This window comes from Stenotrophomonas maltophilia (genome assembly GCF_006974125.1).
Taxonomy (GTDB): domain Bacteria; phylum Pseudomonadota; class Gammaproteobacteria; order Xanthomonadales; family Xanthomonadaceae; genus Stenotrophomonas; species Stenotrophomonas maltophilia_O.
The window spans coordinates 3831793-3850906 of sequence record NZ_CP037858.1 but is presented as its reverse complement, the minus strand read 5'-3'; the positions used below and the strand labels follow the sequence as shown (position 1 = coordinate 3850906).

Genomic DNA, 19114 nt, shown 5'->3' with positions numbered 1-19114 from the left:
ACGAATGGCGCCACGATAGACCTCAAACCTTTACTTGATTAGTCCTGATTAAGGGGAATAATCATCCCGCTCCCGGTCCAATCGTTCTGTCACGATTGTCCCATCCCCGACGTCCAGGATCCCAGACCATGTCCCACGATCTCAACGAGACGCTGATCTTCGTCAAAGTGGTCGAGCAAGGCAGCTTCATTGCCGCTGCCAAATCGCTCGGCCTGCCCAAGACCACGGTCAGCCGCAAAGTGCAGGAGCTGGAAACGCGCCTGGGTGCGCGCCTGCTGCACCGGACCACCCGCCGCCTCGGCCTAACCGAAGCTGGTTCGATCTATCACGAACATTGCCAGCGCATCGCACGCGAGCTTGAAGAAGCCGAGAGCGCAGTGAGCCAGCTGCAGTCCGGCCCGCGTGGCTGGCTGCGCTTCACTGTGCCTTATTCGATCGGCATCACCTGGATTGCGCCGCTGCTGGGCCAGTTCCATGCGCAGTATCCAGAGATCCGCCTGGACATGCATATGGGCAACGAGAAGCTGGACCTGATCGCCGGCGAAGCTGATCTGGCGCTGCGCGTGGGTGCCCTGCCCGATTCCAATCTGGTCGCGCGCAAGCTAGGCAGCCTGCGCACCCAGGTGTTCGCCAGCCCGGCCTACATCGAGCGTTATGGTGAGCCGCTGCATCCGGAAGAACTGCAGTTCCATCGCATCCTGGCGATGCGCAAGCCGTACCACACGGGCAATTCCCCGCGCTTCACCTGGCAGCTGGGCGAGAACGGCGGTGAACTGCGCGACTTCCCGGTCACCCCGCTGATGACCGCCAACGACATGTCTGCGTTGAATGGGGCATTGGTGTGTGGTGAAGGCCTGCTGCTGACCGGCGACGTGATGGCCAAGCCGTTCGTTGAATCGGGCATGGTGCGCCGCGTGCTGGCCGGCTGGACCGGCCCGGAAGTGGACTTCAACGCCGTGTTCGCCGGCGGCCGCCTGGTCTCGCCGAAGGTGCGGGCGTTCGTCGACTTCCTGGTCGAGAAGCTCAACTTCGACGCCAACTACATGCTGGCGCAATGCCCGGGTGCGAAGCTGGCGCAGCAGCAGAAGGAAAAGGAAGACGCGGCACTGGAAAGCAGCGGCAAGCGCATCCTGGAGAAGGTGGCCGCTTCGGCGGCATGACCGGCTCTACATACGCAATCGGTGTGCCGAGCAACGCTCGGCACCTACAAAAATGCCGCCTGCAAGGGCGGCATTTTCGTTCCGGCTGCGCCTGGCTTCCGGTAGATGCCGACCTTGGTCGGCGCCGTTCGGAGAAGCCGCAACCGGGAGCGCTATCGGCGTGCCGAGCAACGCTCGGCACCCACAAAAATGCCGCCTGCAAGGGCGGCATTTTCGTTCCGGCTGCGCCGGAACTGTAACGCTACGCGTTACTGCTTGAGCGGAATCACCCGAATCTCGACGCGACGGTTCTTGGCGCGGCCGGCGTCGGTGCTGTTGTCGGCAATCGGGTACGACTTGCCGGCGCCCAGCGTTTCGATACGCACGCTCTGCACGCCCTGCCCGATCAGGTACTGCGCGACCGAGTCGGCACGTTCCTTCGACAGGCGATTGTTGACCGCATCGCTGCCGATGCTGTCGGTATGGCCGACCACTTCGATCATGGTCTGGTTGTAATCACGCAGGGTGCCCGCCACGCCGTTGAGCGAACCGTAGAACTGCGGCTTCAGGGTCGACTTGCCGAAGTCGAAGGTGATGCCGTCCGGCAGGTTCAGCATGATGTTGTCGCCCTGGCGCTGCACATCAATGCCGGTGTTGGCAGTGCGCTCGCGCAGCGCGCGTTCCTGGCGATCCTGGTACTGGCCGACGGCGGCGCCGCTGAGCGCGCCGATACCGGCACCGATCAGGGCATGCTGACGACGCTCGGTGGCGCTGTCGCCGGTCAGCAGGCCGGCTGCCACGCCGATGGCGGTACCGATCAGCGCGTTGCGGCCGGTGCGGTTCTGCTGCTCGGTCGGGTTGCCGTACTGGTCACTCTGTACGTAGGAGCCGCCGGTGGCGCAGGCCGACAGGACGGCCGCACTCATCAGGGCCAGTGCGACGTTGCGGGTGGTGTTGCGGATCATGAGGTTCTCCTTGGTTTCCGGTCGGCCGGCGGCCTGCGGGCGCAAAGAGAATAAACAGCCCGATGCGATGCCGGAATGATGATCGGGCACGTCGACAGGGCCGCGTTCAGCTAACTGACCGGATCGCTCAGGTCGCCCTTTACCCCGCCCCCGACTGGCGGTAAGCCGCCAACGCGGCATCGCGACCTGAGGCCAGATCCACCAGCGGCGTGCGTGGATAGTCCGGTGCGTGCGCCGCCAGCAGCAACGGATGCTGCCAGGGCGCGAATCGTGCCTTCACCGGCAGCGCGGCCAGTTCGGGCACCCAGCGACTGATGTAGCGGGCCTGCGGATCGAATTTCTCGGCCTGGGTGACCGGGTTGAACACGCGGAAGTACGGCGCGGCATCGGCACCGGTCCCGGCCACCCATTGCCAGCCCATCGTGTTGTTGGCCAGGTCGGCATCGACCAGGGTGTCCCAGAACCAGCGTGCGCCATGCAGCCAGTGCGCGCGCAGGTGCTTGCACAGATAGCTGGCCACGATCATCCGCACCCGGTTGTGCATGTAGCCGGTGTGCCACAGCTCGCGCAGACCGGCATCGACGATCGGTACGCCGGTGTCGCCGCGCTGCCAGTCATGCAGCTGCGCGGCACTCGGTGTGGCCCACGGGAAACGGTCGAAGCGCGGGTTGAGGTTGTCGGTCGACGTCTTCGGGAAGTGATGCAGCAGGTGGTAGGCGAAATCACGCCAGCCCAGCTGGCGCAGATAGCCGTCGATATCGGTGTCGGTGCCAGCGCTGCGCAACCCTTCCAGCGCATGGGCGATGCGCCAGGGTGCGATTTCGCCGAAATGCAGGTGCGGCGACAGTCGCGAGGTGCCGACCCGGTCCGGCAGGTCGCGTTGCTCGCGGTACCCGCGCAACGCACCGTCCTCAAACACGGACAACGCCTCCAGCGCGCCGGCCTCGCCAGGCTGCCAGTGCTCCCAGAAGCCGGTGTCCCAGTCCAGCGTCGGTGCCAGCTGGAGATCATCCAGTGCGAGGCTGTCGACCGCGTGCGCCGCCAGCGCCTTCGGTGCGGCCTGCAGCGCCGGCAGGCGCCAGTGGCTGAGCACGTTGCGCCAGTACGGGGTGAACACCTTGTACGGCTGCCCCTGCTGGGTGGCGATATCCCAGGGCTCGAACAGCAGGCTGCCATTGCAGCTCTGCGCGTCGATGCCCTGCTCACGCAGCATGCGCTTGATGGTGGCATCGCGTGGCTGCGTGGCCGGCTCGTACTTGCGGTTCCAGTAAACGGCCTCGGCGCCGGTCTGCTCGATCAGCAGCTGCAGGGTCGGCAGGCTGTCACCGCTGCGCAGCACCAGCGACGAACCGCGCACGCGCAGGTCGGCATCCAATGCGCCCAGTGAACGATGGCGCCACGCATCGGAGGCGGCACCCGGCGCCCACTCACCTTCTTCGTGCGACGCATGGATATAGACCGGCACCACGTCGTGACCGGCATCCAGCGCGGCCTGCAGGGCCGGATTGTCCTGCAGGCGCAGATCACGGCGGAACCATACCAACGCTACCGACACAGACACCGCCTTCGTTGTGAAAGGCGGACATGATAGCCAGCCGCGGTGAAGGAGATGCGCGTGCCCGGCCATCCACGCATGGCGTGGATCTACCGCTTGAACCGCTCCATCGCTTCACTGATCAGCGCGCGGGCTTCGGCGGCATTGCCCCAGCCATTGAGCTGCACCGGATTACGGCCGGCCGGCAGGTCCTTGTAGACCCGGAAGAACGCCTCGATGCGCTGCCGTTCGATCTCAGGCAGATCCTTCAGATCGCGAATATTGGCGTAGGTCGGGTCGACCTTGTCGGTCGGCACGCCGATGATCTTCTCGTCGTGCTCGCCGCCATCGATCATCTTCAGGTAGCCGATCGGCCGGAAGCGCACGATCACGCCCGGATGCAGCGGTTCGCGGGTCAGCACCAGCGCATCCAGCGGATCGTTGTCACCGGCCAGGGTGCGCGGCATCGAACCATAGTTCGCCGGATAGGCGACCGGCATCGACTGGAAGCGGTCCACATGGACCAGGCCGTCTTCTTTGATCTCGTACTTGGTGAAGCTGCCGGCCGGAATCTCCACGGCCAGATTCACCTCCTGCGGCGCCTGCTTCGGCTGCGCCACCAGGAACGGATGCAGCACGGCATCGGCAGCGGTCACCGCACTGGTCAGCAACAGCAGGGCGGCACCGATGGCAGCGAGAGGAACAATACGACGGGGCGTGGTCATCGGTGCGTCCTCATTCCCAGCAGCGGTCGGCACGACCCTTGGCGGTCTGCGCGCGCGGGCAGTCGCGTGGCGTGATGCGGCCTTCGGCCAGCTCCGTGCGCTGCTTGCCACCCTTGGCTTCGCGGCGCAGCTCGAAGGCATCGTAGAGCCGGCCGGTCACGGTGCGTGCTTCATAGCGCAGGTGCTGCGGGTCGATGTGCAACACCTGGAACAGCTGGGTGTCCTCGGCCACCGGGTCCATCGTCCTGCGCGCTTCGTCGGAAAGGCGATACTGCTTCGGCCCCGCCACGGTCACCACGTACTGTGGCGTCGCGGCCTGCCCTTCGCCACGGCGGCCATAGGTGTGATCGTGGCCCTGCAGCACCAGATCGACGTTGTGGTGGCGTACCACCGGCAACAGCACGTCACGCAGTGCGGCGTTCTCGCGGCCTTCACGCGGCGAGTAGAACGGTTGGTGCAGCAGCACGATGGTCCACGGCTGCGGATTGCCGGTCAGCACCTTGTCCAGCCACTGTGCCTGTGCCTTGGCGGTGCCGAGGTCGAGTGCCGAAGTGCCATCGACCACGGCCACGCGCACGCCCTGCGCATCGAACCAGTAGCTGGTCTGCTGCGCGGCGGCAGCACCATTGCCCGGCAGCGCAAACGTCACCGGCCAATGCCTGCCCAGCACGCGGCGTTCCTGCGGGGTGTCCTCGAATTCCTCGAAATACTCGTGGTTGCCGATCGCCGGGGCCACCAGGGTTTCCTGCGCGAGCCAGCTGGTCGCAGCAAACCACTCGCCCCACTCGCTGTCATCCATGTTGTCGCCGCCGCTGACCAGGTCGCCGGCAAACAGGCTCATGCGTGCCTGCGGTGCGGCCTTCTGCGCGGCACGCACCACGCGGCTGACATGGCTGACGTTCTTGTTCTGGGTATCACCGAAGTACAGCAGGGTCAGCGGCTGGTCGGCCGCGGCCAGCGTGCGCAACTGGTTCCAGGCGCTCCAGCTGCCATTGCCCTGCACGCGGTAGACGTACAGGGTATCGGGCTGCAGACCGCTGATTTCGGCGCGGTGGTGGTGCGACAGCCCGTTCTCGGTCTGCAGCGCGCGTGTCGTTGCGCGCACCTGGCGGATGCCCTCGATGGCCGGCGAATCCCCGGCGGGGGCAATCTCCAGCAGCGGTGCCTGTACGCTGCCGTCGGTACGCCAGGCCACGGCGAACCCATGGCTGGAATCGACCGCCGGCGAGGCGACGATGCGGTCCGGGACCGTCGTCGCTGCGTAGTGGCGGCTGCCCGCCGGCACCTGGGTATTCGGTTCGGCCGCTGCGAACGACAGCGACGGCAACGCCAGCAGCAGGCCCAGCGCCAGCGTGCGCATCACGCAGTGCCCCCTCATGCGCCACACTCCAGCGGCAGCGCCAACTGCTTGGCGATGCTCTCCCAGTCGAACGCCACCACGCCCTGGTCGTCATGCACTGCATACAGCGCACCGTGTGGGAAGCGCGCGCTGGGTTGCTGCATCATCCAGATGCCGTCGGTGTTGGCCACGGTATTGCCCTGGAACGCACCAACCGGCTTCAGCGTGTGCCGGTCGAACAGGTGGAACACGCTGCGCTGCTTGCCCTGTTCGGTGGTGATCCACCAGCCGTCCTTGCCGCAGGTGCGCAGGGTCACGCCTTCGGCCTGCGCCTTGAACACATCGCGACCGAAGGTGGTGCCGGTGAAACGCCCGGCCAGCGTGTAGACCTTGAACTCGCTGGCGTAGCTCTCGTCCTCTTCGGCGATCAGCAGGCGATCGTTCTCGGGGTCGCCCCAGATCGATTCGACCACGCGCAGGGCACCCGCCTCAGTGGTGTCACCAATGCTGGCCACGAGCTTCGCTTCGACCTTCGCACCGTCGCGGGTCACCTGGTACTGGCGTACGCGCTTGTCCAGCTCGGCCAGCGGCGGCAGGATGTCACGGCCCTGTGCATCCTCGCCGTTGTCCCAGGAGTCGGTGACGTAGACGCTGTAGCCATCGGCACGGCGGTCGACCCACAGCCCGTACGGCTTGCGCAGGTCGTCCGCAGCGAAGGTCGCCAGCGGGGTGAAGTCCGGCAGGCTCAGCACCTGTACGCGGTGATTGTCGCGCTCCACGATCCACAGCAGATCGTCGGTCACCGCGATGCCGTTTGGGCGGTCGAACTGCCCTGGCGCGGTGCCGCTGCTGCCTACGTCGCGCAGGTGCTGGCCGCTGCTGCCGTCATAGACCACCAGCTTGTCGGTGGCCTTGGCAGTGGCGATCAGCCACAGCTTTCCGTCAGGTGCACGCCAGGCGGCTGGCGAATCGATGTTGTCGGCCGGCGTCATCGGCGAAAGGAATGCCTCGGCGATGGTGGTCACCGCACGCTCGGCCGTGGCCTTCACCTCGGGCTTGGCCACGGACGGATCGTTGCCGGTGGCCGCCGTGCAGCCAGCCAGCAGGGTAGCCGCCAGCGCCGCGGCCATGACGGTGATGCGACGCCCCATCACAGGGCCACCTTCAGGCCCAGCGCGTAGGTACGGCCATACTCTTCCATCTGCAGCGTGCGCGAGCGCGTGCCCTGGTACAGCTCAAGCGGCTTGTCCAGCAGGTTCTGCGCTTCGAGGTACATGCTCACGCGCGGTGTGAACTTGTAGTCCAGCGAGAAGTCGAGCTGGGTGTTCGGCGCAACGTAGATATCGAAGGCGCGACCCTTGCCGATGCTGTCCAGGTACTCGCTGCGGTACACCGCCGCCAGCCGCGTACTCAGACCGTACTTCTCATAGCCGATGTGAGCGCTGTAGACGTGCTTGGAGGCGCGCGGCAGGGTGAAGTCCTCGCCCGCACGGTCCTTGATGCCGGCGTCGAACGTGGTGTCCAGCCAGGTGCCACTGGCACCGACCAGCAGGCCATCCAGGCCGGAAGGCAGGAAGGCCAGCTGCTGCTGCCAGTTGAACTCGGCACCACGCACGGTGGCCTTGCGGCCGTTGATCGGCTGGGTCACGTCGAAACCGCCGTAGGCCGGATCGTTGGTGCGCACGGTTTCCACGATGTAGCCGTCGATCGACTTGTGGAACAGGCCCAGCGAGACGATGCCGCTGCTGCCGATGTACTTCTCCACCGACAGGTCGATGTTCTTCGATTCGTACGGGTCCAGTTCCGGATTGCCCAGCCGTACTTCCTCGTCACCACGGCTGTAGCCCACGCGCGGTGAAATGTCACCGAACGAGGGGCGCGATACGGTCTTGTTGGCCGAGGCACGCAGCACCCAGTCGTCTGCGGCGTCGTAGCGCAGGTGCAGGCCCGGCAACACATTGGTATAGCTGCTGTTGGCCACGCGCGGAGTGACGGTGAAACTGCGGCCGTTGGCCGCCACGTCCACCTGGTTGCCGGTTGCCTTGAACTGGGTGTTCTCCACGCGCACGCCGCCGATGATGCGCAGTGCACCGATATCCCAGGTGCCCATCGCGTAGCTGGCGAAGATATCCTCGCTGGCCACGTAGTCTTCTTCCAGCGAGGTCATCGCGTTGCCGCCAATGTCCTGCGGGCGGGCGCTGTACTGGCTGCCATTGGCCGCCCAGAACGCGCGCATCGCAGCTGAGTCCATGCCGTCACCGAGGTTGCCGTGGCGGTGTTCGGGCGAGGAGGTGCTCCAGCTCGACAGCGCGACCTTCGGGCCGACCCGCAGTTCGTTCTCGTCGACATTGACGTCGCGGTCGCGCCAGCGGCCCAGCAGGCCGATCTTGATGCTGCCGCTGTCGCCGTCGAAACGCACGTTGACCTGCGCGCTGTGCTCCTTGTCATTGACCTGCTTGGGCGAGAGCACGAAGCGGTCGAAGGCGTAGTTGCTGTTGTCCAGCCACTGCGGATTGTCGAAGCTGTAGCTGGGCAGGCGACTACTCTGGTCAAGCGTGCCATTGAAGGCCTTGCCGCTGAGCTTGAAGCGCGCTTCCATCTCGTCATTCACCCGCTCTTCGGTACGGGTGTAGCCAACCTTGTAGTCGACCACGGCATTGGTCAGCTTGTTCTCGCCGCCGAGGCTGGCCGCGAAGGTGTTTTCCTTCTTGGTGCGATAGCGCATGCGCTTGTCGATGGAATCCTTCGGCATGCCGTCCAGGCGGTACTGGTCGGTACCGGTCTTGACCATCCTGGCGTCGTCGAAGTTGAAGATCACGCGCTGGCGGGTTTCGGCATCGTCGAACTGGCTGTACAGCGTGCGCAGGTAGTACTTGCTGTCTTCATTCGGGCGCCAGTCGAGGTTGAGGTTGGCACCGATGCGCTTGCGCTCGATCTCGTACTTGCGGTGCTGCAGGTTGATCGCGGTGACGTCGCCAGGTGCGGCGTCATCCTCGCCGTCGTACTCCACTTCGGTGTTGTCCGACTCGAACGTGCGCTTCTGGTAGTTCACGCCCAGTGCCACGCCGAAGGTGTCGTTGAACACTTCGCTGTAGTTGAAGGCCGCCTTCGGGCTGGTTTCACCGGACAGCTGCTGGTGGCTGCCTTCGATCTTGCCACGCAGGCTGCGGCCGTCACGGTCGAAGGCCGAGGCCGATTCCACCAGCACCGCGCCACCGATGGCGTCGCCGGGCATGTCCGGGGTAGGCGACTTCACCACGCGCAGGCGCTCGGTGGAATCGGACGGGATCACATCCAGCGGCGCGGCGCGACTGGAATCTTCCGGCGTGCCCACGGCGATGCCATCCACGCTGACGCTGTTGAGATTGGCATCCAGGCCACGGATCACCACGAAGCGGCCCTCGCCCTGGTCGCGGGTCACGCTGATGCCCGGCAGCCGCTGCAGCGACTCGGCCACGTTCTTGTCCGGGTACTGTCCCAGCGCATCGGAGGACACCGCGTCTTCGATCGCGTCGCTGCTGCGCTTGAGGTCGACCGCGCGGATCTGCGATTCAAGCTGGGCGCGCACTTCGATGCGGTCCAGGTCGACCGCATCGGCAGCCACGGCGCCGGTGGCGGCGACCGCCTGCTGCCCGGCGGCCTGCAGTGGTGCGGCAACCCCCATCGCCAGGGTCAGGGTGATGGCAACGGCCAACGGAGTCTTGATATGCACTGGGAATCCCCATTCCTGTTAAGAATGGGTCTGCACGGTATGTCCGCAAGGTTGCATGGCCGTGACATGGATCTGCACATTTCATGCAGGCCGTCTCCGGCCCGGTTTGGGGTTGGGCGTCCAATCCGGCAAAATGGCGTCCTCTCTCCTTTTCCCCTTCCCGACCATGAAGATCGTCGAAGTGCGCCACCCGCTGGTGCAGCACAAGATCGGCCTGATGCGCAATGCCGCGCTCAGCACCAAGGATTTCCGCGAGCTGGCCAATGAACTGGGCACGCTGCTGGCCTACGAGGCCACCGCCGACCTGGACACCGAACCGCACACCCTGCCCGGCTGGGCCGGCCCGGTCACCGTGCAGCGCATCGCCGGCGCCAAGATCACCGTAGTGCCGATCCTGCGTGCCGGCCTGGGCATGCTCAGCGGCGTACTGTCGCTGATCCCGGCCGCGCGCGTCAGCGTGGTCGGCCTGCAGCGCGATGAGGAAACCCTGCAGCCGGTGCCCTACTTCGAGCGCCTGACCGGCCGCCTGGAAGAGCGCGACGCGCTGATCCTGGACCCGATGCTGGCCACCGGCGGCACCCTGATCGCCACCATCGACATGCTCAAGCGTGCCGGTGCCCGCCGCATCAAGGGCATCTTCCTGGTGGCCGCCCCGGAAGGCATCGACGCGGTCAAGGCCGTGCACCCGGACGTGGAAATCTACACCGCGGCCATCGATGCCCAGCTCAACGACAAGGGCTACATCCTGCCGGGCCTGGGCGATGCCGGTGATCGCATCTTCGGCACCCGCGTGGTGTGATCTGGTTGAAGGGGTCAGAGCCCTTTGCCTGCGCAAAGGGATCTGACCCCAAATATTGACCCCAAGTATTCACAGACCGGTCGCCAGTGCCTGCAGCTGGTCGATGGCCATGTTCCAGCCATCGAAAAAACCCATCTGTTCATGCTGGTCACGCAGGGCCTTGTCCGGGTGCATCACCCACGCGGTATAACGGCAGCCCTGCCCTTCGTCCTCCATCGTGATGATGGCGGTGAAGCCCAGCCACGGTGACTGCGGCCGCCAGCCCGGGCCGAGCATCGAGGTGAACACCAGGCGCTGCTCCGGCACGATCTCCAGGAAGCTGCCCGGGTTGTCACTGCTGCCGCCGTCGGGGCCCTGCATGAAGGTGTGGAAGGCCCCGCCGGGGCGCAGGTCGAAGGCACGCACTTCGGTGGTCCACGGCGTCGGGCACCACCACTGGCGCAGCAGTTCCGGATGGGTCCACGCCCGCCACAAGGCGGCACGCGGTGCGTTCAGCACGCGGCTGATGACCAGATCGGTGTCAGGGTTGTTGCCTGCGTCTACGGCCATGGGCCTGCTCCTGTCGGTGAAGGGTTTCGACAAACTCGACCATGCGGTCGGCGCGCGCTTCCCAGACGGCGCGCTGCGCGGCCAGCCATTGCTCGGCCTGGCCCAACCGTTCCGGCACCAGTTCGCAGGTGCGTACACGCCCCTGCTTGCGGCTGCGCACCACGCCACTGCGCTCCAGCACGGCCAGATGTTTCATCAGCGAGGGCAAGGCCATTTCGAAGGGCTCGGCCAGCATCGATACCGTGCGCGGCCCCTGCCCCAACGCGGACACGATCGCGCACCGGGTCGGATCGGCCAGCGCCTGGAAGACCTCTTGAATGGCTGGATCATACTTACCCATATGGCTAAGTAATACGCCGATCTGAACGTTGCCGCAAGCAGGCGCGACAGTGGCGTGATTCTTCACGTGGCCTTGCAGGCTGGAAGCGAATGCTCCGCGCACCCGCCACCCTTGGAGCTCCCGATGAAAGCCTCTTTCCTGCTGGCCGCCGTCCTGCTGGTCGGCCTGCCCCTGGCTGCCAATGCCACCACTCCGCAGCAGCAGCGCATGGCCGACTGCTCGGCCAAGAACAAGGGCTTGAAGGGTGATGCCTACAAGACTGCACAGAGCTCCTGCCTCAGCGGCCATGCCGCCGAGACCAAGGCCGCGACAACTCCGCAGGAACGCATGCGCAAATGCAACGCCGATGCCGGTACGAAGAAGCTGGCCGGTGATGCGCGCAAGACCTTCATGAGCAGCTGCCTGAAGGCGTCGTAATCGTCGTGTCCGGATAAAACGCCATCCACGCATGGCGTGGATCTACCGCCGTCTGTGAAAGGCCGGGCATTGCCCGGCCTTTTCATTACCCCAGGGCGCGTGCCTTCAGCTCGCCCTGTTCGTGCAGGGTCACGAAACGACCCTTGTCATCCCTGCCCAGCTGCGCCAACGCCACCTGCGGGTCGTGGGTGAAAAACAGATGCACGTTGCGCGCCAGCTTGTCCTCAAGGAACTGCCGCTTCTCGTCGATCAGCAGTTCGGCGTTGCGGTCGTAGCCCATGGTGATCGGTACATGCACCCATGAGCGGCCGGGAATCAGGTCGGCACAGAACACCACCCCACCGTGTGCATCCTCGCCGGCGTGCGCATGGCCGACGATCTCAGCCAGCATCAACCCCGGCGTATGGCCGTCGCTGTAGCTGAAGCGAACGCTGCGACCCAGTACCTTCGAATACTCGCCGTCCACCACTTCCAGGCGGCCGCTGGCCTGCAGCAGGCCAGGCAGCTCTGGAATGAAGCTGGCCCGGTCGCGCGGATGCGGCTGCATGGCGCGCAGCCAATGCTGCGCACCGACCACATAGGTCGCATTGGGGAACAGCAGTTCCGGCTCACGCCCTTCGCTCCACGCAGCCAGCAGGCCTCCGGCGTGATCGAAGTGCAGGTGGCTGAGCACCACCACGTCGATATCCTCGTGCTCGAAACCGGCCTCGCGCAGCGAATCGATCAGCACGTGCTGGCTTTCCTGCACACCGTAACGCTCGCGCATGCGCGGATCGAAGAACGCCCCGATACCGGTTTCAAACAGCACTGTCTTGCCTTCCAGCGGGCTGGCAAGCAGCGCACGGCAGGCCAGCTCGATGCGATTGAGCTCGTCCGGTGCCGCCCATTTTTCCCACAACGCACGCGGCGCGTTGCCGAACATCGCGCCGCCATCGAGGCGTTGCGAGTTTCCACGAATAGACCAGAGTTTCATGCGCCGATTATCGGCGCCGGCTCGTTAAATAATCGCTAGCCACAGAATGCAGAACCCCGCCGGCCGGCGGGGTCCTGGGGTATTGGTGATTCACCTGGTTGCCGGCCAGCGGCCGGCACTACCGGGTCAACGTGCCGGCACGACCTGGGCGCTGCCAACCGGATTGCGCGGGTCGCTGCCGCCGAACAGCTTGTTCGCCTTGCGGTCCCATTCCACGGTCTGCAGGTTGCCCCACACGTGGCTGGACCCGCGGCCGCCTGCGGCAACGTCGCCCGGCAGGTCGATCTTGTGACCCATCGCCTGCAGCTGCTTCACCGTCGCCGCGTCGAACGCATCGTCCTCGGCTTCGACCAGGTCCGGCAGCCACTGGTGGTGGTAACGCGGCAGCGCGGCAACCTGCTGCGCATCCAGCCCGGCGTCGTAGCCGAGGATGCCCAGCAGCACCATGGTGATGATGCGGCTGCCACCCGGGGTACCCAGCACCACCACCTTGTCGGCGTTCTCCATGAAGGTCGGCGTCATCGAGCTGAGCATGCGCTTGCCCGGCTTCGGCGCATTGGCCTCGTAGCCCATCACACCGAACGCATTGGGCGTGCCCGGCTTCAGCGCGAAGTCGTCCATCTCGTTGTTCAGCAGCACGCCGGTGCCCTTCGGAATAAGCCCCGAGCCGTACAGCAGGTTGACGGTCTGGGTGGCGCCAACACGGTTGCCGTCTCGGTCGATGATCGAGAAGTGCGTGGTCTCGTCGTCCTCCAGCGGCGTCGGGTTGCCCGACAGCAGGTCGCTGGGCGTGGCCTTCTCCGGATGGATCGTGGCACGCAGGCCCTGTGCGTAATCCTTGCTGGTCAGCACCTTCTGCGGGATCTGCACGAAGTCCGGATCGCCGAGGAAGAAGGTGCGGTCGCGGTAGGCACGGCGCATCGACTCCACCACCAGATGGGTGCGGTGCGCCGGGTCCATCTTGTTGATGTCCCAGCCTTCCAGGATCTGCAGCATGCTGGCCAGCGCGATGCCACCGGACGACGGCGGCGGCGCGGTGGTGATTTTCCAGCCGTTGTAACTGAACACGATCGGCTCGCGTTGCTTCACCCGGTAGCCGGCCAGCTCTTCAGCGGTCCACTTGCCGCCGGCCTGCTTCACGCCGGCCAGCAGCAGTTTGCCGGTCTGGCCCTTGTAGAAGCCGTCGAAGCCGCCGGCCGCCAGGCGCTCCAGCGTCTGCGCCAGTTCCGGCTGCTTGAACAGGTCACCGCTGGCGATCGGCTTGCCGTTGCGCAGGTAGACCTCACGGGTGCCGGGGTAGCGCTCCATCACTTCGCGGCGCGAGGCATAGCCCTTGGCCATGCGGTCGTAGACCGGGAAGCCTTCGCGCGCGATGCGGATGGCCGGCTGCAGCGATGCAGACAGCGGCAGCTTGCCGTGCTTGGCCGACAGTTCGACCAGCGCCGCAGGCAGGCCCGGAATACCGGCCGACCAGGCACCGTTGACCGAGCGGTCGCGGTCCAGGTTGCCCTGCTTGTCGAGGAAGGCCTGCGGCGTGGCCGCCGCCGGTGCGGTCTCGCGCGCGTCCAGCATCATGTCCTTGCCGGTGGCCGCGTCATGCAGCAGGAAGAAACCGCCACCGCCCAGGCCGGAGCTGATCGGCTCGACCACCGCCAGCGTGGACGACACCGCCACCGCGGCATCGAAGGCGTTGCCACCCTGCGCCAGGATGTCGATGCCGGCCTGGGTGGCCAGCGTGTGGCCACTGGCAATGGCCGCGCCATCGGGGCGCTCCGCACGGGCCGGGCTGTCGGCCCAGGCCATCGGGCTCAGCAGCAGGCCGAGCAGCAACAGGGGGCGGACGATCAGCGTCTTCATTCGGATGGGGGCTCCGCGTAGAGTTCGGGGTGATCGTGCTGCAGCTGGCGCAGCTTGGCCAGCAGCTGGTCTTCCGTTTCCACGATCTCCGGGTCCGGATCGATACACTCGACCGGGCAGACGACCACGCACTGTGGCTCGTCGAAATGACCCACGCATTCGGTGCAGCGCGCAGGGTCGATCACGTAGATGGTTTCACCCATCGCAATGGCCTGGTTCGGGCAGGCCGGCTCGCATACGTCGCAGTTGACGCAGAGCTCGTTGATTTTCAGCGACACGGCGATACTCCTCGCCCGCGCCCTGGGACAAAGGACCGGCCAGCGCGGGCGCGCGGGCCGGTCAGGTCATCAGCGGCGCCCTTGCAGGACGCCGCCCGGGCCATGCCGGAGCATGGCCGCCACGGCTCGGTATTACTTGGCTTCGACGAAAATGTACTCGGCACCGGTCGGCTGGATCGCAGCCTGCACGCGGGCGTTGTCGGCCGACTGGCCGATGAAGACGACGCGCACGCCCTTCATCGAATCCGGCGACACATCCTTGAACACGGCCTGGATCATGTCAGCCATCTTGCCCGAGGCCGACGAACCGAAGGCCAGCATGTTGCCCGGCTGCACGCCACGGGCCACGGCCTGGGTCGCGCTCTCGGTCTGGCGCTCGTACTTGGCCTGGAAGTCCGGATCCGATTCCGGCGAGAGGTAGTACAGGAACGGGCTGTTGGTGATGTTGCCCATGTTCTGGATCGCCACTTCCTGCAGGTACTTCTTCCAGCCTGCATCGTCGTCCTTGGACGGGGCGACCAGGGCCTGCTTGGCCTCGTCGACCGGAGCGGCCTCTTCCTTCTTGCAGGCGGTGAAGGCCAGGGCCAACGAAGCGATCAGCATCGCGCGCATGGTGGTGTTCATGGGTTTCCTCCCGGAATGGTGCGTGGTGTTGTACGTAATGGGGTGCGGGTACAGCAGGGCTTACGACTGCGCCGCCTTCGCTTCGCGGACCTTGCGCAGGGCTTCGAGCACTGCGGCCGGCACGAAGCCGGACACGTCACCGCCCAGGCGCGCGATCTCGCGGACCAGCGAGGACGAAATGAAGCTGTGCTGCTCGGCCGGGGTCAGGAACAGGGTCTCGACCTCGGGGATCAGGTGGCGGTTCATGCTGGCCATCTGGAACTCGTACTCGAAGTCGGACACCGCGCGCAGGCCGCGCAGCAGCACCCCGCCCTGGACCGAACGTACGAAATGGGCCAGCAGGGTATCGAAGCCGATGACCTCGACGTTGCTGTGGTGGCCCAGTGCGCCACGTGCCAGCTGCACGCGCTGCTCCAGCGGCAGCGCCGGGCCCTTGGACGGGCTCTGCGCCACGCCGACCACGACCTTTTCGAACAGCGGCGCGGCCCGGCTCACAAGGTCGATATGACCGTTGGTGATCGGGTCGAACGTGCCGGGGTAGACGGCAATGCGGCGGTTGGCCACGGTCATGGGCGGATGCAGATGTTCAGATGAGGTCAAAGTGTAGCAGTGGCACGGCGGTACAGGGCAAAGCGCACCTCACGGGTGCCGCCCTCGCGGTGCAGCAGCCAGTCCGGCGGCAGCACCGGCACGTGGCCGGCCGGCGATTCCAGGTACAGCCAGGCGTCGGCGGCCAGGTGCCGCGGCAGCTGGGCCAGCACGTCCTGCCACAGGCCATCGGCAAACGGCGGATCGATGAAGACCAGGTCGGCCTGCTGTGCCGGAGCACCCTGCAGCCAGCGCAGGGCATCGGCCTGCACGACGGTGATCTGGTCGCTGGCCTGCAGCTTGGCGACGGCGGCGGCCAGGTTGCGTCCCAGCTGCGCATCGCGCTCGACCAGGGTGGCGTGGGCGGCACCGCGTGAGACCGCCTCCAGCCCCAGCGCGCCGCTGCCGGCGAACAGGTCCAGCACCCGCGCGCCGCCCAGTCTGGGCATCAACCAGTTGAAAAGGGTCTCGCGCACGCGGTCGCTGCTCGGCCGCAGGCCTGGCAGGGTAGGCACCGGCAGGCGGGTATTGCGCCAGCGCCCACCGATGATGCGGACCTGGCCATCATTGCCGCCACGGCCGCTCACAGGCGACCCCGGCGGGGTTCATTCGAGAATTTCAGCATGAGCGGGATTGTAGTCGTCCGGGCGGCGCCCGGAACCCGCAGAGGCCAGAGCAACAGCCGAAGCAAGGGCAAAAGCCGGCTATCCGTGGGTTGGCGGGGTGGGTCCGGTTGAGGGGGACGCCGTAAACCCATCCATGGGGGCTTGGTCGCGCCATCCATGGCGCTCACACCCCCTCAACCGGACCCACCCCGCCTTCGACAGTTTCCTACGATCTGTCGACTCTTGGGGTCAGATCCGTTTTCCTGCGGGAAGCGGATCTGACCCCGTTTTATTTCGATATCTGACAGATGTGCCGACCAACGGTCGGCACCCACCAACAGCCGCGTGAACCTGTCGAAGGCGGGGCACTGTGGGTTCGCGGGGTGTGAGCCGCATGGATGCGGCGACCAAGCCCCCATGGATGGGTTCACGGCGTCCCCGCGAACCCACAGTGCCCCGCCATCCCACGGAATGCCGCTGTTGCTGTTGCTGTTGCTCTGGCCTCGGCGGGTGCCGGGCGCAGCCCGGCCGAACAACCCCTTGATTTCGGGACAATCAGCCATACCCCTTGGCGAGGCCGCACGCGCTGGCGCGGCATTGCACATGGAGCCTTATCGATGACCGAGACCACCCAGACCGAAACCCTTGGCTTCCAGACCGAAGTCAAGCAGCTGCTGCAGCTGATGATCCACTCGCTGTACTCCAACAAGGAAATCTTCCTCCGCGAGCTGGTCTCCAATGCCGCCGACGCCGCCGACAAGCTGCGCTTCGAAGCCCTGACCCAGCCGGCCCTGCTGGAAGGCGACAGCGAACTGCGCGTGCGCGTCAGCTTCGACCCCGCCGCCCACACCATCACCATCGAAGACAACGGCATCGGCATGAGCCGCGCCGAAGCCATCGCCCATCTCGGCACCATCGCCAAGTCCGGCACCGGCGATTTCCTGCGCCAGCTGTCCGGCGACCAGAAGAAGGATTCGCAGCTGATCGGCCAGTTCGGCGTCGGCTTCTACAGCGCCTTCATCGTCGCCGACGAAGTGGAAGTGACCTCGCGCCGCGCCGGCCTGGCTGCAGGCGAAGGCGTGCGCTGGACCTCGCGCGGCGAAGGCGATTTCGAAGTGGCCACTGTCGACAAGGCCGAACGCGGCACCCGCATCGTCCTGCACCTGAAGGATGGCGAGCACGACTTCGCCGATGGCTGGCGCCTGCGCAGCATCCTCAAGAAGTACTCCGACCATATCGGCCTTCCGATCCAGATGCCGAAGGAAGGTGGCGAAGAAGGCGCCGCGGTCGAATGGGAAACCGTCAACCGCGCCAGCGCACTGTGGACCCGCCCGCGCACCGAGATCAGCGACGCCGAGTACACCGAGTTCTACAAGCACGTGGCGCACGACCACAGCGACCCGCTGGCCTGGAGCCACAACAAGGTTGAAGGCAAGCTGGAGTACACCTCGCTGTTGTACGTGCCCGGCCGCGCGCCGTTCGATCTGTACCATCGCGATGCGCCCAAGGGCCTGAAGCTGTATGTGCAGCGCGTGTTTGTGATGGACCAGGCCGAGCAGTTCCTGCCGCTGTACCTGCGCTTCATCAAGGGCGTGGTCGATTCCAACGATCTGTCGCTGAACGTCTCGCGTGAGATCCTGCAGTCCGGCCCGGTCATCGATTCGATGAAGGCGGCGCTGACCAAGCGCTCGCTGGACATGCTGGAAAAACTGGCCGCCGACAAGCCGGAACAGTACGCCACGTTCTGGAAGGAATTCGGCCAGGTGCTGAAGGAAGGCCCGGCGGAGGACTACAACAACCGCGAGAAGGTGGCCGGCCTGCTGCGCTTCGCCTCCACCCGTGGCGATGGCGATGCGCAGACCGTGTCGCTGGCCGATTACCTCGGCCGCATGGCCGAAGGCCAGGACAAGATCTACTACCTGACCGGCGAGAGCTACAGCCAGGTGCGCAACAGCCCGCACCTGGAAGTGTTCCGCAAGAAGGGCGTGGAAGTGCTGCTGCTGACCGACCGCATCGACGAGTGGCTGATGGGCTACCTGACCGATTTCGACGGCAAGGGCTTCGTCGACATCGCCCGCGGCGACCTCGACCTGGGCGCGCTGGAAAGCGAAGCCGACAAGCAGGAACAGGAAGCGGCCGCCAAGGACAAGCAGGGCCTGGTCGAGCGCCTGAAGACGGTGCTGGGCGATGATGTGGCCGAAGTGCGCGTCTCGCACCGCCTGACCGATTCGCCGGCGGTGCTGGCCATCGGCGAACAGGACCTGGGCCTGCAGATGCGCCAGATCCTGGAAGCCAGCGGGCAGAAGGTGCCCGACAGCAAGCCGGTGCTGGAGATCAACCCGGGCCACCCGCTGATCGCCAAGCTCGATGCCGAGGCCGATGGCGCGCGTTTCGACGATCTGGGCCGGGTGCTGTTCGACCAGGCCGCGCTGGCCGCCGGTGACAGCCTGAAGGACCCGGGCGCCTACGTGGCGCGCCTGAACAAGCTGCTGCTGGAGCTGTCGGCCTGATCGAGGCGGTGATCGCCGGGCATGGCCCGGCGATGCCCGGCGACGCTCTGGTAGAGGCCAACCTTGGTTGGCGACTCCCGCCGTGGTAGAGGCCAACCTTGGTTGGCGCCCCAAAAGCGTGCCAACCAAGGTTGGCACCTACCAGGGGCGGCGGTTGGCG

18 protein-coding genes are annotated in these 19114 nt (G+C 65.9%); 4 read left to right on the top strand and 14 right to left on the bottom strand.

Going from position 1 to position 19114, the window contains the following annotated elements; translation table 11 throughout:
- The first annotated feature begins 128 nt into the window (after positions 1-128).
- The gene (locus EZ304_RS17790) at positions 129-1160 is read left to right on the top strand and encodes a LysR family transcriptional regulator (protein WP_005409107.1); all 1032 of its coding nucleotides are present in this window, start codon (positions 129-131) and stop codon (positions 1158-1160) included.
- 248 nt (positions 1161-1408) lie between these two features.
- Here EZ304_RS17790 and EZ304_RS17785 read toward each other — a convergent pair whose 3' ends face one another.
- From EZ304_RS17785 to EZ304_RS17760, 6 genes are all read right to left on the bottom strand, one after another.
- The gene (locus EZ304_RS17785; protein ID WP_010484399.1) at positions 1409-2104 is read right to left on the bottom strand and encodes an OmpA family lipoprotein; all 696 of its coding nucleotides are present in this window, start codon (positions 2102-2104) and stop codon (positions 1409-1411) included.
- Positions 2105-2243: 139 nt separating this feature from the next.
- Positions 2244-3659 carry a cryptochrome/photolyase family protein gene (locus EZ304_RS17780; RefSeq protein ID WP_142808120.1) on the bottom strand — a complete coding sequence of 472 codons (1416 nt, stop codon included), beginning with the start codon at positions 3657-3659 and terminating at the stop codon, positions 2244-2246.
- A gap of 89 nt (positions 3660-3748) precedes the next feature.
- Positions 3749-4363: an inorganic diphosphatase gene (locus EZ304_RS17775; protein WP_099551204.1), complete on the bottom strand. Its 615-nt coding sequence runs from the start codon at positions 4361-4363 to the stop codon at positions 3749-3751.
- A 10-nt stretch (positions 4364-4373) separates the two neighbouring features.
- Positions 4374-5723, bottom strand: coding sequence for a purple acid phosphatase family protein (locus EZ304_RS17770; RefSeq protein ID WP_260678440.1), 1350 nt, complete (start codon positions 5721-5723; stop codon positions 4374-4376).
- A 14-nt stretch (positions 5724-5737) separates the two neighbouring features.
- Positions 5738-6853, bottom strand: coding sequence for a phytase (locus EZ304_RS17765; RefSeq protein ID WP_099551206.1), 1116 nt, complete (start codon positions 6851-6853; stop codon positions 5738-5740).
- Positions 6853-9366, bottom strand: coding sequence for a TonB-dependent receptor (locus tag EZ304_RS17760; protein WP_428999719.1), 2514 nt, complete (start codon positions 9364-9366; stop codon positions 6853-6855). The genes EZ304_RS17765 and EZ304_RS17760 overlap by 1 nt, the downstream gene beginning before the upstream one ends.
- 214 nt (positions 9367-9580) lie before the next feature.
- On the opposite strand from EZ304_RS17760, the gene upp reads away from it, so the two are divergent.
- Complete coding sequence (gene upp, locus EZ304_RS17755; protein ID WP_099551208.1) at positions 9581-10213, top strand: uracil phosphoribosyltransferase; 633 nt, start codon at positions 9581-9583, stop codon at positions 10211-10213.
- A gap of 69 nt (positions 10214-10282) precedes the next feature.
- Here the strand turns inward: upp and EZ304_RS17750 are convergent, their stop codons facing one another.
- Both EZ304_RS17750 and EZ304_RS17745 read right to left on the bottom strand, forming a co-directional pair.
- Positions 10283-10762, bottom strand: coding sequence for an SRPBCC family protein (locus tag EZ304_RS17750; RefSeq protein ID WP_142807734.1), 480 nt, complete (start codon positions 10760-10762; stop codon positions 10283-10285).
- Positions 10734-11168: an ArsR/SmtB family transcription factor gene (locus EZ304_RS17745; RefSeq protein WP_239503814.1), complete on the bottom strand. Its 435-nt coding sequence runs from the start codon at positions 11166-11168 to the stop codon at positions 10734-10736. The genes EZ304_RS17750 and EZ304_RS17745 overlap by 29 nt, the downstream gene beginning before the upstream one ends.
- A gap of 57 nt (positions 11169-11225) precedes the next feature.
- On the opposite strand from EZ304_RS17745, the gene EZ304_RS17740 reads away from it, so the two are divergent.
- Positions 11226-11519, top strand: coding sequence for a PsiF family protein (locus EZ304_RS17740; protein WP_099551210.1), 294 nt, complete (start codon positions 11226-11228; stop codon positions 11517-11519).
- Between the two features lie 85 nt (positions 11520-11604).
- On the opposite strand, the gene EZ304_RS17735 is transcribed toward EZ304_RS17740, so the two are convergent.
- The 6 genes from EZ304_RS17735 to rsmD all read right to left on the bottom strand — a co-directional run bounded on the left by EZ304_RS17735 (position 11605) and on the right by rsmD (position 16426).
- Entirely contained in the window at positions 11605-12492 is an 888-nt protein-coding gene (locus EZ304_RS17735; protein ID WP_099551211.1) for an MBL fold metallo-hydrolase, read from the bottom strand.
- 126 nt (positions 12493-12618) lie between these two features.
- A complete protein-coding gene (gene ggt, locus EZ304_RS17730; protein ID WP_142807733.1) occupies positions 12619-14349 on the bottom strand; it encodes a gamma-glutamyltransferase in 1731 nt (576 codons plus the stop codon).
- A complete protein-coding gene (locus EZ304_RS17725) occupies positions 14346-14627 on the bottom strand; it encodes a YfhL family 4Fe-4S dicluster ferredoxin (protein WP_004153175.1) in 282 nt (93 codons plus the stop codon). The genes ggt and EZ304_RS17725 overlap by 4 nt, the downstream gene beginning before the upstream one ends.
- A gap of 132 nt (positions 14628-14759) precedes the next feature.
- Complete coding sequence (locus EZ304_RS17720; RefSeq protein WP_004153167.1) at positions 14760-15251, bottom strand: hypothetical protein; 492 nt, start codon at positions 15249-15251, stop codon at positions 14760-14762.
- 60 nt (positions 15252-15311) lie between these two features.
- Complete coding sequence (gene coaD / locus EZ304_RS17715) at positions 15312-15821, bottom strand: pantetheine-phosphate adenylyltransferase (protein WP_010484372.1); 510 nt, start codon at positions 15819-15821, stop codon at positions 15312-15314.
- A 26-nt stretch (positions 15822-15847) separates the two neighbouring features.
- On the bottom strand, positions 15848-16426 hold the full coding sequence (gene rsmD, locus EZ304_RS17710; protein ID WP_099551213.1) for a 16S rRNA (guanine(966)-N(2))-methyltransferase RsmD: 579 nt from the start codon (positions 16424-16426) through the stop codon (positions 15848-15850).
- A 635-nt stretch (positions 16427-17061) separates the two neighbouring features.
- On the opposite strand from rsmD, the gene htpG reads away from it, so the two are divergent.
- Positions 17062-18954, top strand: coding sequence for a molecular chaperone HtpG (gene htpG / locus EZ304_RS17700; RefSeq protein WP_142807732.1), 1893 nt, complete (start codon positions 17062-17064; stop codon positions 18952-18954).
- Positions 18955-19114: the final 160 nt, after the last annotated feature.

Bases quoted from the DNA above. Each gene is read 5' to 3' on its own strand.
- EZ304_RS17720 (WP_004153167.1), bottom strand. From the start codon at position 15,251: ATGAACACCACCATGCGCGCGATGCTGATCGCTTCGTTGGCCCTGGCC.
- EZ304_RS17735 (WP_099551211.1), bottom strand. From the start codon at position 12,492: ATGAAACTCTGGTCTATTCGTGGAAACTCGCAACGCCTCGATGGCGGC.
- EZ304_RS17770 (WP_260678440.1), bottom strand. From the start codon at position 5,723: ATGCGCACGCTGGCGCTGGGCCTGCTGCTGGCGTTGCCGTCGCTGTCG.
- EZ304_RS17765 (WP_099551206.1), bottom strand. From the start codon at position 6,853: ATGGGGCGTCGCATCACCGTCATGGCCGCGGCGCTGGCGGCTACCCTG.
- EZ304_RS17775 (WP_099551204.1), bottom strand. From the start codon at position 4,363: ATGACCACGCCCCGTCGTATTGTTCCTCTCGCTGCCATCGGTGCCGCC.
- EZ304_RS17760 (WP_428999719.1), bottom strand. From the start codon at position 9,366: ATGGGGGTTGCCGCACCACTGCAGGCCGCCGGGCAGCAGGCGGTCGCC.
- ggt (WP_142807733.1), bottom strand. From the start codon at position 14,349: ATGAAGACGCTGATCGTCCGCCCCCTGTTGCTGCTCGGCCTGCTGCTG.
- upp (WP_099551208.1), top strand. From the start codon at position 9,581: ATGAAGATCGTCGAAGTGCGCCACCCGCTGGTGCAGCACAAGATCGGC.
- EZ304_RS17790 (WP_005409107.1), top strand. From the start codon at position 129: ATGTCCCACGATCTCAACGAGACGCTGATCTTCGTCAAAGTGGTCGAG.
- EZ304_RS17740 (WP_099551210.1), top strand. From the start codon at position 11,226: ATGAAAGCCTCTTTCCTGCTGGCCGCCGTCCTGCTGGTCGGCCTGCCC.
- htpG (WP_142807732.1), top strand. From the start codon at position 17,062: ATGACCGAGACCACCCAGACCGAAACCCTTGGCTTCCAGACCGAAGTC.
- EZ304_RS17750 (WP_142807734.1), bottom strand. From the start codon at position 10,762: ATGGCCGTAGACGCAGGCAACAACCCTGACACCGATCTGGTCATCAGC.
- EZ304_RS17785 (WP_010484399.1), bottom strand. From the start codon at position 2,104: ATGATCCGCAACACCACCCGCAACGTCGCACTGGCCCTGATGAGTGCG.
- coaD (WP_010484372.1), bottom strand. From the start codon at position 15,821: ATGACCGTGGCCAACCGCCGCATTGCCGTCTACCCCGGCACGTTCGAC.